The 16,653-nt window shown below is 35.6% G+C and carries 13 protein-coding genes and 4 pseudogenes; 6 read left to right on the forward strand and 11 right to left on the reverse strand.

The genetic code is table 11. From position 1 onward, the window contains the following. Positions 1-7: 7 nt before the first annotated feature. The gene (locus Q5W13_RS16745) at positions 8-1,222 is read right to left on the reverse strand and encodes an RsmB/NOP family class I SAM-dependent RNA methyltransferase (protein ID WP_304443789.1); all 1,215 of its coding nucleotides are present in this window, start codon (positions 1,220-1,222) and stop codon (positions 8-10) included. 72 nt (positions 1,223-1,294) lie between these two features. Between Q5W13_RS16745 and Q5W13_RS16750 the strand changes: the two genes are divergently transcribed. After that, positions 1,295-2,329, forward strand: a complete 1,035-nt coding sequence (locus tag Q5W13_RS16750; protein WP_304443790.1) for a WD40/YVTN/BNR-like repeat-containing protein — start codon at positions 1,295-1,297, stop codon at positions 2,327-2,329. Position 2,330: 1 nt separating this feature from the next. On the opposite strand, the gene Q5W13_RS16755 is transcribed toward Q5W13_RS16750, so the two are convergent. The 7 genes and pseudogenes from Q5W13_RS16755 to Q5W13_RS16785 all read right to left on the reverse strand — a co-directional run bounded on the left by Q5W13_RS16755 (position 2,331) and on the right by Q5W13_RS16785 (position 9,224). After that, the gene (locus Q5W13_RS16755) at positions 2,331-2,795 is read right to left on the reverse strand and encodes a hypothetical protein (RefSeq protein ID WP_304443791.1); all 465 of its coding nucleotides are present in this window, start codon (positions 2,793-2,795) and stop codon (positions 2,331-2,333) included. Further along, positions 2,788-3,153: a hypothetical protein gene (locus Q5W13_RS16760; RefSeq protein ID WP_304443792.1), complete on the reverse strand. Its 366-nt coding sequence runs from the start codon at positions 3,151-3,153 to the stop codon at positions 2,788-2,790. Before Q5W13_RS16760 ends, Q5W13_RS16755 begins: the two co-directional genes overlap by 8 nt. Before the next feature lie 160 nt (positions 3,154-3,313). Then, entirely contained in the window at positions 3,314-3,868 is a 555-nt protein-coding gene (locus tag Q5W13_RS16765) for an RNA polymerase sigma factor (protein WP_304443793.1), read from the reverse strand. 58 nt (positions 3,869-3,926) lie between these two features. Next, a pseudogene (locus Q5W13_RS16770) lies at positions 3,927-5,753 on the reverse strand (ABC transporter ATP-binding protein). Next, positions 5,753-7,462 (reverse strand): phospho-sugar mutase, encoded by a 1,710-nt coding sequence (locus Q5W13_RS16775; RefSeq protein WP_304443794.1) that lies wholly within the window; start codon positions 7,460-7,462, stop codon positions 5,753-5,755. Before Q5W13_RS16775 ends, Q5W13_RS16770 begins: the two are co-directional and overlap by 1 nt. Before the next feature lie 39 nt (positions 7,463-7,501). Beyond that, positions 7,502-8,476: a glycosyltransferase family 2 protein gene (locus Q5W13_RS16780; RefSeq protein WP_155595797.1), complete on the reverse strand. Its 975-nt coding sequence runs from the start codon at positions 8,474-8,476 to the stop codon at positions 7,502-7,504. A 199-nt stretch (positions 8,477-8,675) separates the two neighbouring features. Further along, on the reverse strand, positions 8,676-9,224 hold the full coding sequence (locus tag Q5W13_RS16785) for a DUF4199 domain-containing protein (protein ID WP_304443795.1): 549 nt from the start codon (positions 9,222-9,224) through the stop codon (positions 8,676-8,678). Positions 9,225-9,377: 153 nt separating this feature from the next. Here Q5W13_RS16785 and Q5W13_RS16790 point away from each other — a divergent pair, with 153 nt between their 5' ends. Beyond that, positions 9,378-9,686 (forward strand): type B 50S ribosomal protein L31, encoded by a 309-nt coding sequence (locus tag Q5W13_RS16790; RefSeq protein WP_214611253.1) that lies wholly within the window; start codon positions 9,378-9,380, stop codon positions 9,684-9,686. A 136-nt stretch (positions 9,687-9,822) separates the two neighbouring features. Beyond that, positions 9,823-10,997 (forward strand): annotated as a pseudogene (locus Q5W13_RS16795) (GlmU family protein). 14 nt (positions 10,998-11,011) lie between these two features. Here the strand turns inward: Q5W13_RS16795 and Q5W13_RS16800 are convergent. Together Q5W13_RS16800 and Q5W13_RS16805 are read right to left on the reverse strand one after the other, a co-directional pair. Beyond that, positions 11,012-12,205 carry a hypothetical protein gene (locus Q5W13_RS16800; protein ID WP_304443796.1) on the reverse strand — a complete coding sequence of 398 codons (1,194 nt, stop codon included), beginning with the start codon at positions 12,203-12,205 and terminating at the stop codon, positions 11,012-11,014. A gap of 302 nt (positions 12,206-12,507) precedes the next feature. Then, positions 12,508-12,744 (reverse strand): hypothetical protein, encoded by a 237-nt coding sequence (locus Q5W13_RS16805; protein ID WP_304443797.1) that lies wholly within the window; start codon positions 12,742-12,744, stop codon positions 12,508-12,510. 224 nt (positions 12,745-12,968) lie between these two features. On the opposite strand from Q5W13_RS16805, the gene mtaB reads away from it, so the two are divergent. Then, a complete protein-coding gene (gene mtaB, locus Q5W13_RS16810; protein ID WP_304443798.1) occupies positions 12,969-14,297 on the forward strand; it encodes a tRNA (N(6)-L-threonylcarbamoyladenosine(37)-C(2))-methylthiotransferase MtaB in 1,329 nt (442 codons plus the stop codon). A gap of 57 nt (positions 14,298-14,354) precedes the next feature. On the opposite strand, the gene Q5W13_RS16815 is transcribed toward mtaB, so the two are convergent. Beyond that, positions 14,355-14,648: a GNAT family N-acetyltransferase gene (locus Q5W13_RS16815; RefSeq protein ID WP_155595803.1), complete on the reverse strand. Its 294-nt coding sequence runs from the start codon at positions 14,646-14,648 to the stop codon at positions 14,355-14,357. Between the two features lie 169 nt (positions 14,649-14,817). Between Q5W13_RS16815 and Q5W13_RS16820 the strand changes: the two are divergent. Both Q5W13_RS16820 and Q5W13_RS16825 read left to right on the forward strand, forming a co-directional pair. Next, a pseudogene (locus Q5W13_RS16820) lies at positions 14,818-15,477 on the forward strand (alpha/beta fold hydrolase). 186 nt (positions 15,478-15,663) lie between these two features. Then, positions 15,664-16,631, forward strand: a pseudogene (locus Q5W13_RS16825) (lytic transglycosylase domain-containing protein). Positions 16,632-16,653: the final 22 nt, after the last annotated feature.

Below are 16,653 nucleotides of genomic sequence, written 5' to 3' on the forward strand. Positions count from 1 at the left end.
TAAAAAACTAGCTTTTCTTTTCCAACAACGCCATATAGAATCCGTCAAACCCGCTTTTGGATGCATAAATCTTTTTCTCCTTAACTAAACTAAAGTCTTTTCCTTCTTCTGATGATAAGAAAGATTTGACTTGGTCATTGTTTTCTTGAGGAAGAATAGAACAGGTTGCATACACCATTTTACCACCCGGTTTTACAATTTTACTGTAGCTACGGATAATTTCATGTTGCGTTTTCATGATTTTTTCAAGAAACGCAGGCTGCATTTTCCATTTGCTATCCGGGTTTCTACGTAATACACCAATACCGGTACACGGGGCATCTATAAGTACACGGTCTGCACTACCATATAGTTTTTTGAAAACTTTGGTAGAATCAATTTCGCGAGTTTCAATATTATGGGCATCGTTTCTTCTAGCACGTCTTTTCAGCTCTTTTAATTTGCTGCCATAGATATCCATGGAGATAAGCTGACCTTTATTTTCCATAAGTGCAGCCAAGTGAAGCGATTTTCCACCTGCGCCAGCGCAAGTATCAACTACACGTTGTCCTGGTTTAACATCTAAATATTCAGCAACTAATTGTGAGGATGCATCTTGAACTTCAAAATATCCTTTTTTGAACGATTCTGTAACAAAAACATTGGCACGTTCTGGTAATCTAAGCGCACTTGCATATCCTTTTACCGGTTCTACAACAATACCTTCATCAAGTAAAGCTTTACGAAGCTTTTCCTTAGTTGTTTTTAAAGTATTGGTTCTTAGAATAACTTCGGCTTGTACGTTAAGTGCTGCACTTTCTGCTGTCCATAACTTTTCACCCAAAGCTTTTTCGCAGATTTCATCTATCCAATCTGGCATAGATTCGCGGAACTTTCTAATTTTTGAAAGTTCATCAAACTTACCTTTAATACGGCGTTCTGGAGTAGGTTCTAATTGTTTCCAATCAGGTAAGCTAATTCCTTTTAAAACGGCCCATACAGCCCAAATTCTAAAAAGGTCAGGTCTACTAAAAGGTGCTTTTACTTCAGCAATTTCGGTATACAATCGCTTGTATCGAACAATTTCATAGGTGGTTTCAGCAATAAAGCCACGGTCACGAGCACCCCAGCGTTTATCAAATTTTAGTACTTTCTGTACTACCTTATCGGCATATTCTCCTTCGTTAAAAATCAAATTCAAGGCATCGATTACTGCGAAAATAAGGTTTCTATGTAGCTTCATTACAAAAAATTAAGGCTGCAAAGGTATTGTTTTGCCATTGGATTACCTGTATTTTTGAGAAACTTTGTACGTATGCGTAGTCTACTTCCCTTTTTACTTGTTATTCTCTTCATTTCCTGCTCCGAAAAACCGAAGAATGAACCCTTTACATCTGTTGAAGTAGAGATTGTTTACGAAGATTCAGTTAGCATTAGAGCTATTGAATTTATGGGAAATAGCTTGGGTTACGCAGGTAGTAATGGCGTATTTGGAAGTGTAGATATTGCTACGGGAAAAGTAAGGGAGAGTATAGAAAAGTACCATACGACTATTCCTGAATTCCGTTCCATATCCCATACATCAACAGATTTTTTTATGCTATCCGTAGCAAACCCGGCCTTGTTATACAAAACGGGTGAAAACGGACGTATGCAATTGGTCTATAAGGAAGAAGACGAAAGTGTTTTCTATGACGCTATGACTTTCTGGAACGATGCAGAAGGTATTGCTGTTGGAGATAGCATGAACGGATGTTTGAGTATTCTAATTACAAGAGATGGTGGTAATACATGGAAAAAGATGCCGTGTTCGCAATTACCAGAAGGTTTGGAAGGCGAAGGCGCTTTTGCCGCTAGCAATACTAATATTAAGGTTTTGGGAGATAAGACATGGATAGCCACTAACAAGAGCCGAATTTATTTTTCAGGTGATAAAGGGAAAACCTTATGGCAAATTTATACAACGCCCGTAAAGAGTGTTGTTGAAACCCAAGGTATTTTCTCAATTGATTTTTATAATGAAAATCTGGGAGTTGTTATTGGAGGGGATTTTCAGGACCCAGATACTAATACAGGAAATAAGGCTATAACTACAGATGGTGGTAAAACTTGGCAACTTATGGCAAATGGTCAAAATCCACAATACAAAAGCTGTATTCAATTCGTACCTTATGGTTCTGGCGGGAATGGTCTTGTAGCCATCGGGTTTACAGGTATTTCATACTCAAGTGATAGGGGAGTAACCTGGAAACAATTATCAGATGAATCATTTTACACACTACGCTTTTTAAATAATTCCGTTGCTTACGCCGCAGGAAAAAACAGAATGGCTAAACTTATTTTTAACTAGTTTAAGGTTCATTTCTGTTACTTTCACCATGTTTTTGGTGATATTTTTTAATGAGTTGTCTCTTAAAATCATTTTCAGAACGTAATAATAAAAGTGTTTTCTTAGCTGTAATGACTCCAGCCGCTTTTTTTATAAAGTCCTTTCTTATGTCTTCCTCTTCTTGTTCAAATTCAAGAAATAGTTCAACAATTTCATTCGCCTCTTTTTCTGAAAGTTTTTCGGACTCTTCTACTTTATTACGAATTTGGTTGTGCTCTTTTTCTCTAAGTACACTACGGCTATTTTCGTATTCATTATAGATAGGCCAAAAGGCTTGTGCCTCTTTACTATTCAAATTTAATCGCTCTGTTAAAAAAGCAATTTTAAGGGACTTTATTTTAGCGTAATCATGCGGTCTCTGCGCGTAAAACTGTGCAGATGCTAGTAAAAGCACCATGGTTACTAGTATTTTTTTTAATCTATTCATTGTCTTCAAGATTTAATTCGTCAAAATAATCTGTGTTCTCATTAATGTAATCTAGCACGTTTTCTTCGCTAAAACTACTATCGAACATGTCTGTCATTTCAAGTTCACTTATGGGCATTACCTCTGCTAGTTCATAGCTGGTAAGGTCTAATTCATTTTGGTTAAAATAGTTTTCAATATCCGACTGTGCTAAATCATCAAAACTAATTTCGTTTGTTTTATTAAGGTTCAACGTTAAGGCTACAACCAATATTGCAGCCATCGCCGCTACAGCGTAATAGTATTTTTTATAAGATTTTAATGGAATGACCTTATTTTGTTGGTCTTCTTTTAATTTCTGCTGGAGCTTATCACTCAACGAATCAAAGTAACCATCAGGAAGCTTAAAGCCTTCCTTCTTAGGTATAGCCGAATCTTCTCTAGATAGCTTTTCAAAAAGATTTTTATCAAACTCTTCAAAATAGCCTTCTGGGGCTTTAAACGGATTTTTTTATCGAATGGCTTCATATGCTATGCTGCTAAAGATATTCTTTTTGTTCTTTTAAATAGGATTCTATCTTCTTGGTTGCCAAGTGGTAAGAGGCTTTTAGTCCTCCGACCGATGTTTCAAGAATCTCTGATATTTCTTCGTATTTAAGCTCTTGAAAATATTTCATGTTGAATACCAACTTTTGCTTTTCAGGCAGAGTAGCTATCGCTTTTTGTAGCTTCAACTGAATTTCTTCTCCTTCAAAATATACATCTGCTTCTAGGTTTTCAACTAAACGATCTTGCAACTCACTGTCACTAACCCCCATCATTCTTGATTTGACTTTAAGAAAAGAGAGCGCTTCGTTAGTTGCTATCCTATACATCCAAGAATACAGTTTACTATCTCCTTTAAAATTTGAAATGTTTTTGTAAACCTTAATGAATGTATTCTGCAGCACATCATCCGCATCATCGTGATTCAATACGATTCTACGAATATGCCAATAGAGACGTTCTTTATAGGTCTCTACTAGCACACCAAAAGCGCTGACCTGCGTTTCTGTTTGCTGTAACTGATTTACTAAGGTTTCCTCTGCAATCAAATGAATTGTGCTTAAATTCTATAGTTAAGACTATAAATTTAGAAAAAGGTTTAATGACCTAGCTCAAAGATTGCATTTGCACTAATTTTTTATAGGAACCGTTCTTCGCGATAAGTTCATCGTGAGAGCCTTGTTCTACTATTTCGCCTTTCTGAAGTACTACTATGGTATTGGCATTTTGTATGGTAGAAAGTCTGTGTGCTATTACAATAGAAGTTCTGTTGCGCATCATTTTTTCTAGTGCATCTTGTACTAAGCGTTCACTTTCAGTATCTAGGGCAGAAGTAGCCTCATCCAAAATCATGATAGGAGGGTTCTTTAGTACTGCTCTAGCAATAGATAAACGTTGCTTTTGACCACCACTGAGTTTATTTCCGCTATCACCAATATTGGTATCGTAACCATTTGGTAGATCAGCTATGAAATCATGGGCATTGGCAATTTTAGCAGCCTCGATAATTTCTTCTTTGGAAGCATTTTCCTTTCCTAAGGAAATGTTGCTGGCCACGGTATCATTAAATAAGATGGAGTCTTGAGTAACAAGTCCCATAAGACCACGTAATGATTTTTTAGAGAGGTCTTTAATATTTTGCCCATCTATGGATATCTCACCTTCATTTACATCATAAAAACGAGTAACTAGGTTGGCAATGGTACTCTTACCACTACCTGATTGACCTACAAGAGCTACAGTTTCTCCTTTGGGAACTTTTAGATTGAAGTTCTTGAGCACATATTCATCTTCATATTTAAAGGATATGTTAATAAGTTCTATTCCGGTGTCAAAAGTTTCTTTGATAAAGGCATTAGGCTTTTCAACAATAGGATTTTCTGTTTCAAGAATCTCCATAACTCGTTCAGCAGCGGCATTTCCTTTTTTAACGCTGTACGAAGCTTTACTAATAGCTTTTGCAGGTGTTAAAATCTGATAAGAAAGTGTCATGTAGGTGATGAATAGACCTTAGTGCCAATGATTTTTCTACAAGAACCATTTGGCCACCGTACCATAAAATAACACCAATAGCCGCAATTCCAAAGAATTCACTGGTAGGTGAAGCAAGGTTTTGTCTATTAAGTAGACTGTTGGAAAAATTGAAAAATCTCTTAGTGGAAGCTTGAAATGTTCTTGAAAACCGAGATTCCGCATTGAACGCTTTTATCACGCGAAGACCCCCTAAAGTTTCTTCTAAAATGGATAAGAATAGTCCTTGTTCCTTTTGAACCTTCTCGGATTTTCGTTTTAAAGATTTTCCTATCAACGAAATTAAAAATCCCGAAAGTGGAAGAAATAAAAATACAAATAGAGTAAGTTTTGGACTTATAGATAACATAGCTATAATCGTGAAAATTATAGTCAACGGTTCTCTTACTATCAGTTCCAATATTGATAGAAAAGAATGTTGAATTTCTAAAACATCTGAGGTAATACGGGCAATCGTATCACCTTTCCTTTTCTCGGAATAATAGGATATAGGTAATTCTATAGTCTTATCATATAGCTCATTACGTAAATCTTTAAGTACGCCATTACGTAAAAAAGTAATAAAATACATGGCCAAGTAGCCAAATACATTCTTCATGAAAAACATACCGATAACTAATGCTACCATAAGCATCAAGACGTCTCCCTGGTTGCCATCCTGACTTCTTTCGGTAACGAAAAAATTCAGGTACTCCATGATGTAATCCTTGGCTTTTGAAATTCCGGTCCAAGCCGGCTTTTCATAAACAGGTTCTGTTTGGTTAAACAGAACCGTTAGCATAGGGAACAAAGAAATCATTGCCATTGTTGAAAACAAGGCATAGAGTATGTTAGATACAATATTTAAAAAAGCGTAAATTTTGTACGGTTTAGCAAACCGAAGAATCTTTTAAAATACTCCATTAACCGAGATTAAGTTCCCTAAGAATGTTTTGAATTTTAATATCAAGTTCTTTAGAGACCTTTTTGAAATCTTCCGCTTTGTCCAATTTCGTGTTTGTACTGATATAAAACTTAACCTTAGGTTCAGTTCCACTTGGCCTTGCAGCTATTCTGGTACCGTCTTCAGTTTCGTATATCAATACGTTAGATTTTGGAATATCTATTGCTTTTTCTTCACCAGTAAGTACATTTTTGGCGATAGAAGTATTGTAGTCTTCAATCCATTTTACTTTTGAACCAGCTACGGAAGAAACAGGATTCTCTTTAAAGTCTTTCAACATTTGTTTGATTTCTTCAGCACCGCTCATTCCCTTTTTAGTAATAGAAATAAGTTTTTCTTTATAGAAACCATAATCAACATAACAGTCAATTAATTGTTTGTAAAATGAGCTACCATTGGCTTTTGCCTGAGCTGCTATTTCACAAGCCAGTAGGGTAGAGGTAACGGCATCTTTGTCACGAACAAAATCGCCTACCATATAACCAAAGCTTTCTTCTCCACCACCAATAAAATTAGATTCTGGGAAGTCTTTTATCATCTTTCCAATCCATTTAAAACCAGTAAGAGCGGTCTTAAATTCTACGCCGTAGGCTTTTGCCATGGCTTCCATCATTGGAGTAGAAACGATTGTAGTTGCAATGAATTCATTGCCTTTAAATCCTTTTTGTTTTTGTTGGTCCAAAAGAAATTTGGTCATCAAAATCATGGCTTGGTTGCCATTAACGATTTCCATTTCTCCGTCAAGGTTACGAACTGCAATACCTAAACGGTCACTATCAGGGTCTGTACCAATAACCATATCAGCACCTATTTCTTTGGCCTTAGTAACCGCCATAGAAAGAGCTTCTGGCTCCTCAGGGTTTGGTGATTTTACAGTTGGGAAATCTCCATTTGGTTTAGCTTGCTCTTCAATTATGGTTACATTCTTATAACCTGCTCTTTTCAATACCTCTGGAATAGCAGTTATTGATGTTCCGTGAAGCGAAGTGAAAACGAGTTTAAAATCGTCTTTACCGGCAGCATTAAAATTCCCTTTAGCTACAGAAGCTTCAATAAAAGCTTCATCCACATCTTTATCTATAATCTCAATAAGACTATCGTTTGCCTCAAAATTTATATCTTCAAAAGAAAGCGAGTTGATTTTAGAAATGATTTCGCCATCTTGTGGTGGTACAATTTGTCCGCCATCTGTCCAGTATACTTTATAACCGTTGTATTCTGGTGGGTTGTGAGAGGCAGTCAAGACAATACCTGCATGACACTCTAAATGTCTTACGGCAAATGAAAGCTCTGGAGTAGTACGCAATTCTGAAAACAAGTAAACCTTGATACCGTTTGCAGAAAGGACTTCCGCCACAGTTCTTGCTAGGGTATCACTATTATGACGGCAATCAAAAGCGATAACCACTTTTAAATCTTTTTTACCGTATGTTTTTATAATATAGTTACTAAGGCCTTGTGTGCTTTTGCCTAAAGTATATTTGTTTATTCTATTTGTACCTACGCCCATAACACCGCGCATACCACCCGTACCAAATTCCATTTGTTTGTAAAAACGGTCTTTTAGCTCATCGGTATCGTTATCGATTAAGTTTTGGACTTCTTTTCTTACTTCTGGGTCAAAAAAATCGGTTAACCAAGATTTGGCGGTATTTAAAATGGCATCCATAGTCGTGTCTATATTATGTGTGTTTATTAGCGTTTAAAATTACGAAGAATATTGCTTTGCTTTTGCGTCTGAGCCTATTTCTTCGGAAATGGTATAACGTGTTTCGTTTTTTCGTGATCTTATTAAAATTTCGCCTAAAAATCCGGCTAAAAATAATTGAGTACCAATAATCATTGCAGTAAGCGCAATGAAAAATTGTGGTCGATCAGTTATTAATCGTCCATAAGGGTTGATAAAAAGCTTATCGACACCTAAATAAATGGCGAAACCGAAGCCTATGATGAACATTAGGACTCCTAAAGCCCCAAATAAATGCATGGGTTGACGACCAAATTTAGATACAAACCAAATGGTGAGCAAATCTAAAAAACCGTTTATAAAACGTTCCATTCCAAATTTGGTTTTACCATACTTGCGGGCTTGATGCTTAACAACTTTTTCTCCTATGTTACCGTAACCGGCATTTTTTGCTAAAACGGGAATGTAACGATGCATTTCGCCTGAAACTTCAATGGTTTTAATTACCTTTTTATCAAAAGCTTTTAATCCGCAATTAAAGTCGTGGAGCTTTACGCCCGAAGTTCGTCTAGCAGCCCAGTTGAATAGCTTAGAAGGCATGTTCTTGAAGAGAACAGAATCAAAACGTTTTTTCTTCCAACCAGAAACTAAATCAAACTTGTCTTCCTTTATTAATCGGTACAGTTCAGGAATTTCTTCTGGATCATCCTGCAGGTCGGCATCCATAGTAATAACTACATTGCCTTCTGCTGCTTTAAAGCCAGCGTGTAGTGCTTGAGATTTACCAAAATTAGTTCTGAATCGTAATCCTTTTACATTTGGGTTAGATTCAGAGAGTCCTGTAATAATCTTCCAAGAATCATCAGTACTACCATCATCAATAAAAAGAATCTCGTAGCTAAAGTCATTGGAGCGTAATACGGTTACAATCCAATCATGAAGTTCTTTTAAAGATTCTTCTTCGTTAAGTAAGGGTATAATTATGGACAGATCCATTCACAGTTTCTATAAGTCTGACCAAAAATACAATTTTGATACTGAAGTCATTTAAACTTTTAGGCTATAACGCTTCTTTCTTAATGGGGACTTAATTTTTAGTTTTACAATTTATAATATACGAATAAGTTAAGATATTGATAATTATGAAATTAAGAAGCTTAACCGAATATAAATTAGTAAATATTAAAAAAGATATTTAATAGGCCGGCTTCTCTTTTTTAAGAATTAGACCGGTAATAACACCTACAACAAGACCTATAAGAATGTTCATGATTAAAATTATTGGATAAGACATCCAAGAGAATGACTTCTGCATTTCAATACCTTTATCAATCTCTTCCTCGGTTAGTTTAGGGTTATCTATTAAGGCTTCCTGTTTTGCAATCTCATACATCTTATCCATGTATTCTGGTTCTACATAACTAGAGAAAACATAAAAATAAAGTATACCTAAGATACCCGCTATGAGAGCAACGCCCGCACCAACTTTTAAGGCCTCGGAAATTGTAAGATAATTTAGATTACTTTTTTTAAATTGATAGATACCTAATACTATACCAACAATTAAAATTAAAGTTTGCGTACCTTGAACTGCAAGACCACGTTCATAATGCATGTCCATAGTATAGAGCATTATACCAAATGCAATGCCAATACCGCCTACAAGCAGGCCGTAATTAAAAGCAAACTTTCCTGTTTCAGCTTTACTTTCTTCCATTTTGTTATCTTTTTTGGTTGTTTTCAAAGTTAGTGGTTGTTTTTGTTTCTTTGTTACAGAAGAAAATATCTTTTTTTGTTTCTTTTTTTAGGATTTAGATTGTGGGTTAAATAAAATTAATTAAATTTGCAGCCTTAAAATGAGTGCCTGTTGGAATGGGTGCGTAAAATTTTATTTATAATGAAGAAAGATATACACCCAGAAAATTATAGATTAGTAGCTTTTAAAGACATGTCTAACGACGAGGTTTTTTTAACTAAATCTACAGCGGTTACCAAAGAAACTTTAGAAGTTGACGGTGTTGAATACCCAGTTGTAAAATTGGAAATTTCAAGAACATCTCATCCTTTTTATACTGGTAAAGCTAAACTTCTGGATACTGCAGGACGTATTGATAAGTTCAAGAACAAATACGACAAGTTTAAGAAAAAACCAGCAGCTCCAGCACCGGCAGCTACTGAAGAGAAAGCTGATACAGAAGAAAAATAATTTCTTTTATAATATATTTACAAAGCCTCCACAATTGTCGGAGGCTTTTTTAGTTTATAACATGGCCAATATTTGTACGATTGACCAGACGGATTAGAAAAGCAGAATACTTATTTTAGCAAAAAAATAACCAGCCATGAACTACATTCTTTTTGACGGTACGGTAAGAGAGAACTTATTACCCTTTACTTTTACAAGGCCTGTAGCCGATATACGCGTAGGTATATTGACCATAAGGGAAAAGTGGGAAAAGTATTTGGGGAATACCACAACTACCATAACCGAAGAGTATCTATCTGAGAAGTTCCCAATGGTTGAGATGGAGGAAAATGTACTGATTAACGCTTCTTTTTTACCGAATCAAAAATTGATAGACCTAGTTCAGGACTTAAAAGAAAACGAGGCTATTTTTCAAGGTGATGAAGTCATCGCTTTTTTTACCAATGAAAGTCAAGAAGAAGTAGATTTTGATACTTATATGCAAATTGAATTTGAAGACGAATTAATCCAAATAGTGAATACTTGGGATATTTTCTCTAAAAATGGAGCAGCCTTACAGGCGGATTTTGATTTTATAACCGCTGGAAGAAAAAGTCAGCCTATTCCTAAAAGCAATACTTTAATACACCCTGAGCGAATTTTCATGGAAGAAGGTGCCACGGTAGAACATAGTATTTTGAACGCTACGGATGGTCCAATTTATTTAGGTAAAAACTCAGAGGTGTGGGAAGGTAATCTTATTCGCGGCGCTTTTGCACTTTGTGATAATGCGGTTGTAAAAATGGGAGCCAAAATTTATGGAGCTACTACTATAGGACCTTACGGAAAGGTTTGTGGTGAAATTAGCAACTCTGTAATTTTTGGATACTCTAGTAAGGGTCACGAGGGATATCTGGGTAATGCTGTTTTAGGTGAGTGGTGTAATATTGGTGCAGATTCTAATAACTCCAACCTTAAAAACAACTATGCTAATGTCCGTATATGGAATTATGCCAGCGAAAGTTTTGAGCAAACCGGCTTGCAGTTTTGCGGCCTAATGATGGGTGATCATAGCAAAACGGCTATAAATACAATGTTCAATACAGGTACGGTAATAGGAGTAAACTGTAATATTTATGTTATGGTTTTCCACGTAATTTTGTCCCTAGTTTTAGTTGGGGTGGGGCTTCAGGTTTCTCTACTTATGGTACATCAAAAGCTTTTGAGACGGCCAAAGTTATGATGGCCAGAAGAAATGTAGAGTTTGATGATAAGGAAGCCCGTATTTTAGAACACGTCTTTGAGTTAACTAAAAAGTGGCGTAACTACTAATTTTTTTCTGTTTACTATTTATTTTGAGAAGCTGCCAATTGTTTTAAAATGGTCACTATGCTTTTGGCATTTTCAATACTAGGAGCTTCAATCTCAATGCTGTTTTCGTAGTTTTGAACCTCACCATCTTCGTAAACCTTTACTAGTTTTTCAGAAGACTTGATACCAATTTCTGCCCAAACCCTTTTTCCGGACACCTTAACTTTACTGTTTTGTTTGTTTAAGTCTTGAGCGCTGAATTCAAAAACATTTTCAATAGTCTTTTTGGAGCTAGATTCTATTTTGGTAAATCTAAATGTGCTAGTTTCTGTTTCTAAAAGTTCTATTTGTTGTTCGTATTGGAGGTTGGTGCTTTGTACAGGTTTTATTTCGTTGCTAAGTAGTGATAATGCTTCTTCTAAGCTGGTTTCATATTCTTCGGTACTTTTTATTGTCTGGTTCTCAAAGTGCTTTATTAAGGATTGTAAGGCTTCTTTACCAATAAGAGCCTCGTCATAAGAATTGAAGTATACGAAAAGCTGTTTTTCGTAATCCTCTGTTTCACCATTGAGGGTGTGACCAATATAGTAGTCACCTTTATTGGTGTTTAAAACAAGGTAAAGTCTTGTTTTCTTATCTTTAAAACTTATGCTATTTTCATTTATATCCGTAAGGTTAAAGAAATATAGATGCTCCTCATTTTTGTCGGATATCGTTTCTTTTTGAGAAAAAGTGGACATGTAATCATCTAAAGTAAGGTTTTGAACTGTTGTTCTGCCGTCAGATTCTATACCATCAATATTGTCGTTTATATACTTTAATGCATTCTCTATGGTCGTGACATCCGGTTTGGAGGAGTCAAATTCTGTTTTTGCTAGTGGAGCAACACCTTTAAGGACCTTATGTATGTTTTTTCCATTGGCTAATGAATTAGCATAAAATAGCACTTTATCAGTATAACCTTTAAGAACGTCATCGCTATGGAACTTAATGCCTGCAATATCTTTTTTCGTACCCATTTCAATAAGAAACTCATCGCCGGAAATCTTATAATTTACCGAGTTAGGATTTAGTAGGGATAAGTTAAATTCAAAACGTTCCTTTTTTGACCCCAATGTTCGTTCCAAAATAACGAGACCATAAGGTCTTTTGGCATCTGGGTTAAGCTGTTGTACTATTTCGTGTTTTGGTAGATTAATATTACTAATATTATTTTTTAGCCATTGCAAGTGCTCGTCATAAGAATTTAAAACAAGTGTCTTTTTATCAACTTCAATTGCTTCAGGAATGGCATCTTCAATAGCATTTTCTAAATCACGGCCGTTATCTGCATTTAGGCCATATAAGGTAAAACTTGGTATGTAAGCTATTTTGTCACCTTCATCCGTTATTCTTTTAATTAGCTTTTGTTTTCCTTTAACCGTTAATTCTATAAGAAAAACATCTCGTTTTGTAAAAGACCTAACTGCATTTGTATTAATGTCCGAAAGTGCAAACGAGTATGTGGTTGCAACTTCGTTCCCTTTACTATTTACTTCGCGAACCGTATAATCATAATAATAGGGGAACTGGTAGTAAGCTCTTGGTTAAAAGTTAATTTATTTGCTTCTACCGAGCTCAGTAATTCTTGAATTTTGGCTATTTTCTCTTGTAAAATTGCTTCTTGAGCAAGTGTAATACTAGAAGTGAATAGTATAAAAATTAATAGGATAGGAGCTAGGTATGAAGGAATGTTTTTAGAAGTAAAAATCACAGTAGTTGGTTTCAAGAGTTAATGGTTGATTAGCGTATAAACTGCTTACAAACAAGTGTTTTGTTTTCGGTCAAATATAGAATATTAGATTAAGAGCGGCAGGTAAAGACGTGTTTTTAATGGGTTAATAAATTGATACCGTTCATGTTTGCTATGGGCTAGGTACAAGTTTGTATATTTGCATTCTCTAAAAAAAAATATAGTTTCAATTGAATACGAAAGCGGAAAGAGATCAGGATATGAAAAAGAAAGTTGCCTTCTATACATTGGGCTGTAAACTCAATTTTTCTGAAACTTCTACTATAGCAAGAGGTTTTCAGGAAGACGGTTTTGACCGTGTAGATTTCTCGGAATACGCAGATATGTATGTAATTAATACGTGTTCGGTAACGGAAAATGCAGATAAAAGATTCAAAACGATAGTAAAACAAGCGCAAAAAATTAATCCTGAAGCTTTTGTGGCGGCAATTGGTTGCTATGCACAATTAAAACCAGAAGAACTGGCTGCGGTAGATGGGGTAGATTTGGTTTTGGGTGCGACAGAGAAATTTAAGATAGGAGATTATATAAACGACCTGACCAAAAATGATTTTGGCGAAGTTCATTCCTGTGAGATAGAAGATGCAGATTTTTATGTGGGCAGCTATGCTATTGGAGACCGAACGCGCGCTTTTCTTAAGGTTCAAGACGGATGTGATTATAAATGTACCTATTGCACCATTCCTTTGGCCAGAGGTATTTCGCGGAGTGATACATTGCAGAATGTATTAAATAATGCTGCTGAGATATCTGCGAAGGGTATTAAGGAGATTGTATTGACCGGAGTGAATATAGGAGACTATGGAAAGGGTGAATTTGGAAATAAGACACATGAACATACATTTCTAGACTTGGTAAAGGCATTAGATGGGGTAGAGGGTATTCATCGTTTACGTATATCATCTATAGAACCTAATTTATTGAAGAATGAAACCATAGATTTCGTTTCTCAGAGCAATTCATTTGTACCACATTTTCATATTCCATTACAGAGTGGTAGTGATGATATTTTAAAATTAATGCGGCGCAGGTATATGAGCGGGTTATATATAGATAGGGTCAATAAGATTAAAGAAACCATGCCTCATGCATGTATAGGTGTTGATGTTATTGTTGGTTTTCCGGGAGAAACAGATGAGCACTTTTTAGAAACCTACCATTTTCTTAATGAACTAGACATATCCTATTTGCATGTTTTTACGTATTCGGAACGAGATAATACGGCTGCTGTAGAAATGGATGGTGTGGTGTCTAAGCAGGTGAGAAGTAAGCGTAGTAAGATGCTTCGTGGGCTTTCCGTTAAAAAAAGAAGGGCTTTTTATGAAAGTCAATTAGGTAAAACGTACCAAGTGCTTTTTGAAGGCGAGAATAAAGAAGGGTACATTCACGGGTTTACCAGTAATTATGTTAAGGTTAAATCTCCATGGAATCCAGAATTAGTTAATACTTTACATAATGTATCTCTTACGGAGATAGATGAGGACGGCCTTGTTCGTTTTGATTTTGAAAAGATTGCCACTAAGGTTTAGGACAAAAAAAATCCCGCTAGTTGCGGGATTCATCTTCAAAAAAAACTTTGAAATACGTTAGATTCTTATGCCTACGGGCAACATTTCTTTGTACTGTCTGTTTTTGCGTAAAAAACCAGCAATTTGTGGACTCGTAGGGACTACTCTAAGATTCTGCTCCTGAATACGGTGAAGAACCGACTTGATAAAATCTTCTTTGAAACCCTCTTTTGTGATTTCCTCAGGCACTACTAATTTTGTTAGAAATACTTTACGTTCTTGCGAAGAATACTCGATTTTGGCTAAGATGCCTTCAACCGTAGTTTCGAATTGACGCAAGAAAGTGTTGTCAATAATTTCTACTTCATTCATATAGTTTGATTTTAGATGACGGCAAGAGGTAAGAAAATCACGGTGTTCTCAAATCGCAATTTTGTATACTTTTGCTCATATTTGTATAAACTATGGAAATCCCCCAAAGTCGATAGCAAAAGTAGTGAAAATAATGTTAATTTCCTAACAATTCCTATGCGTTGTAATAATGAGCGATTCTAAGATTCATATATATTTTATGCCATAATGGCAGCCAACCCATCAATATTTAAAAATATTGCACTACCAGAGCATAAATTTGAACAACATCTCTTGGAATGGTTCGTACCTGAGAAAAATATGTCTTTGGAAGCATATGCCAAAAAAATGAACGAAAACATTCACCATGAAAATGCCGTTTTAATAGGGGTGTCATTTGGTGGTATGTTGGTGCAAGAGATGGCTAGGTTTAAATCATTTCGGAAAATTATAGTTGTTTCAAGTATTAAAGATGCATCGGAGCTGCCAAAGCGCATGATTTTTGCCAAATACACGAATGTTCACAAGCTCTTACCAACTGGTATAGTTAACAATATGGAACTTTTGACCAAATATGCTTTTGGGGAAAATGTAAATAAGCGTTTGGCGCTTTATGAAAAATACCTCTCTATCAGAGATAAATATTACATAGATTGGTCTATTGATCAGATTGTCAATTGGAAACAAGTTGAGCCAATTGGGGCTAGTTCATATTCATGGAGACAAAGATGTTGTTTTTCCTATAGAAAATATTAAAGACTGTATTACTGTAAAAAACGGTACACACACCATGATTATTCATAGAGCTAGATGGTTTAACGAGCATTTGCCCACAATTATTTTGCAATAAATGAGTTGTATTAATAGACTCGTTTCCCCCTTTGCACTAATCACATTCATAAGGTCTGATTTTGAATAAAGACAATTAGATCTGGCTTTTGAGATAATTAAAGTCAATGCTGAATATGAGTGCGTTTCATGTAGAAAAAATAGAAAAGAGTTTATTAACTTTGAATAAACCGTACAATACCAAAAAATGAAGATTTTAAAGAATGTATTGATGCTCTTGGGCGTCTTTTTTGTCGTGAGTACTTTGATATTTGCCGTTCAGAACAATGCGGAGCCTGCTGAAGGTGATGCAGATTATGCTGAAAATGAAGCAAAAGAAGTAGATAAAAGCGTTGCCGAAGGGTACCGTATTTCAGCCATAGAAATACCTGAAGACTTAAATTTTGCAGGTGAGGTAGTCCCTCAGGATGACCCAGAGGTTATGGAGCGAATAGATCGTGAGTTCTTGGTTAATACGTATTGGCAGTCAAATGCTGTGTTATTAATAAAAAGGGCTAATATGTATTTTCCTATTATAGAGCCTATTTTAGCTAAGAATGGTATTCCTGATGATTTTAAATATTTGGCCGTTGCAGAAAGCGGACTTCAGAATGTAAAGTCACATGCGGGTGCTGCTGGTTTCTGGCAAATTATGAAAGCTACTGGTAAGGAGCATGGCTTGGAGGTAAACGGAAACGTAGACGAGCGTTATAATTTGGAAAAGGCTACTGAGGTAGCTTGTGAATATTTAAACAGAAACTACAAAAGGTATGGCAGTTGGACGTTGACTGCTGCTTCATATAATGCAGGTGCAGGTGCTATTAATAAGTATTTGGGTATCCAGCAAGTAAGTAATTACTATGATCTTCTTTTAGGGCAGGAGACAGGTAGATATGTATTTCGTATTATGGCCATAAAAGAAATATTAAGCCACCCAGAGAAGTATGGTTTTGATATTGATAAAGAAGATATGTACATAAGGCAGTTCCTACTTTTAAAGTAGAATTAGATGAGCCTGTATTAAGCTTTGCAGATTACGCGCAACAGTATGAAATCAATTATAAAATATTAAAAAGACATAACCCTTGGCTTAGAGAGGCGCACTTGAACAACAGTTCGCGTAAAAAATATATTGTTGAAATCCCTAATAAGGGATATTATAAAATTGGCAAATAGTTAATTTTAAAGCCTCAATGCG

Source organism: Zobellia laminariae (assembly GCF_030553095.1).
Taxonomy (GTDB): Bacteria; Bacteroidota; Bacteroidia; order Flavobacteriales; family Flavobacteriaceae; genus Zobellia; species Zobellia laminariae.